This window comes from Streptomyces sp. NRRL B-24085 (genome assembly GCF_001282115.1).
Lineage (GTDB): Bacteria > Actinomycetota > Actinomycetes > Streptomycetales > Streptomycetaceae > Streptomyces.
Genome location: NZ_LJBR01000616.1, coordinates 1 through 1,769, shown reverse-complemented (window position 1 = coordinate 1,769; position 1,769 = coordinate 1). Strand labels below are relative to the sequence as shown.

The window sequence follows — 1,769 nt, the reverse complement described above, 5'->3', positions numbered from 1 at the left end:
CGCGGCCGGGTCGCGACCACCTCGCACCCAGCCACACCCCGCCCCCCGCCCCCCCCTGCCCCCACTCACCCACCCCCCATGACACCCTGGACCCATGCCCGAAGGAGACACCGTCTGGCAAGCCGCGAAGCGCCTCCACACGGCCCTCGCGGACAAGGTGCTGACCCGCAGCGACCTGAGGGTGCCGAAATTCGCCACAGCCGACCTCACAGGCCGCAGAGTCCTCGACGTCACCGCACGAGGCAAACACCTCCTCACCCGCATCGAGGGCGGCCTGACCCTCCACTCCCACCTCCGCATGGACGGCTCCTGGAGGATCTACACGGCGAACCAGCGCTGGAACGGCGGCCCCACCCACCAGATCCGCGCGATCCTCGCCAACACCGACCTCACCGCCGTCGGCTACCGCCTCCCCGTCCTCGAACTGCTCCGCACCGCGGACGAGCACAGGGCCGTCGGCCACCTCGGCCCCGACCTCCTCGGCCCGGACTGGGACCCCGAGCGCGCCCTCGCCAACCTGCTCCAGGACCCCGCCCGCCCCCTCGGCGAGGCCCTACTCGACCAGCGCAATCTCGCCGGCGTCGGCAATGTCTTCAAGAGCGAGATCTGCTTCCTGCTCGGCGTCACCCCCTGGCTCCCCGTCGGCGCGCTCCCCGCGGACCGCGCCGCCCAGCTCCCCGTGCTCGCCAAGAAACTCCTGGAAGCCAACCGCGACCGCCCGACCCGCAACACGACCGGCCTCCGCAGCCCGGACGTCTTCGTCTACGGCCGCGCGCCCCGCCCCTGCCTCCGCTGCCGCACCTCCCTCCGCGTCGCCGACCAGGGCGACGGCTCCCGCGAGCGCCCCACGTACTGGTGTCCGACCTGCCAGACCGGCCCGACCCCCGGTCCGCGGCACAGGACACCGGGCGGAGCACACTCCAGAACATCTCGCCGTACAGACAATTGACGGTCCGTCAGAAACGCTCGTACCGTCGCTTCATGGCCGTCAGCGCGTACGACCTCACCGGACGCACCGCGTTCGTCACCGGCGCCGCCGGCGGTATCGGCCGCGCGACAGCCGTCCTGCTCGCCGAGGCGGGCGCCACCGTCCACTGCGCCGACCTCGACGCGGCCGGACTGCACGAGACCGCGGCCCTGATCAAGGACGCCGGTGGCACCGTCACCACCCACGCCCTCGACGTCACCGACCGCGAACAGCTCCACCGGGCCATCACGTCGTGCGAGCGCCTGGACGTGCTGGCCGCGATCGCCGGGATCATGCACAGCAGCCCGGTCCTGGAGACCCGGGACGAGGACCTCGACCGCGTCCTGAACGTGAACTTCAAGGGCGTGCTCCACGCCTGCCAGGAGGCGGCCCGTCTGATGCTCGACCGCGGGACGAGGGGCAGCATCGTCACGATGGCCTCCGGTGCCGTGGACACGGGCGGCCCGGGCCTGCTCTGCTACGGCGCGGCCAAGGCAGCCGTCGTACAGCTCACGAAGACACTGGCCACCGAGGTCGGCCGGTACGGCATCCGGGTCAACGCCGTCGCGCCCGGCTGGATCCGCACCCCCATGACCCGCCGCCACGACGAGGACGCCCAGGCGCACACCGAGTCCCTCATGGCCCGCATGTCGCCGCTGAGGCGCGTGGGCGAACCGGAGGACGTCGCCCACGCCGTGCTCTACCTGGCCTCCGACGCCTCGTGTTTCACGACGGGCCAGATCCTCCGTCCGAACGGCGGGGTGGCGATGCCCTGGTAACCACCCCCTTCTACCCCTCTCCA

At 72.2% G+C, this 1,769-nt stretch carries 2 protein-coding genes; both read left to right on the top strand.

Annotated elements, in window-relative coordinates; translation table 11 throughout:
- Nucleotides 1-94 precede the first annotated feature (94 nt).
- The gene (locus AOJ26_RS40305; RefSeq protein WP_053853292.1) at nucleotides 95-949 is read left to right on the top strand and encodes an Fpg/Nei family DNA glycosylase; all 855 of its coding nucleotides are present in this window, start codon (nucleotides 95-97) and stop codon (nucleotides 947-949) included.
- A gap of 32 nt (nucleotides 950-981) precedes the next feature.
- A complete protein-coding gene (locus AOJ26_RS40300) occupies nucleotides 982-1,746 on the top strand; it encodes an SDR family NAD(P)-dependent oxidoreductase (RefSeq protein ID WP_053853291.1) in 765 nt (254 codons plus the stop codon).
- The last annotated feature ends 23 nt before the right edge of the window (nucleotides 1,747-1,769 follow it).

Excerpts from the sequence above, each read along its gene's own strand:
- AOJ26_RS40305 (WP_053853292.1), top strand. The coding sequence starts at position 95 with ATGCCCGAAGGAGACACCGTCTGGCAAGCCGCGAAGCGCCTCCACACG.
- AOJ26_RS40300 (WP_053853291.1), top strand. The coding sequence starts at position 982 with ATGGCCGTCAGCGCGTACGACCTCACCGGACGCACCGCGTTCGTCACC.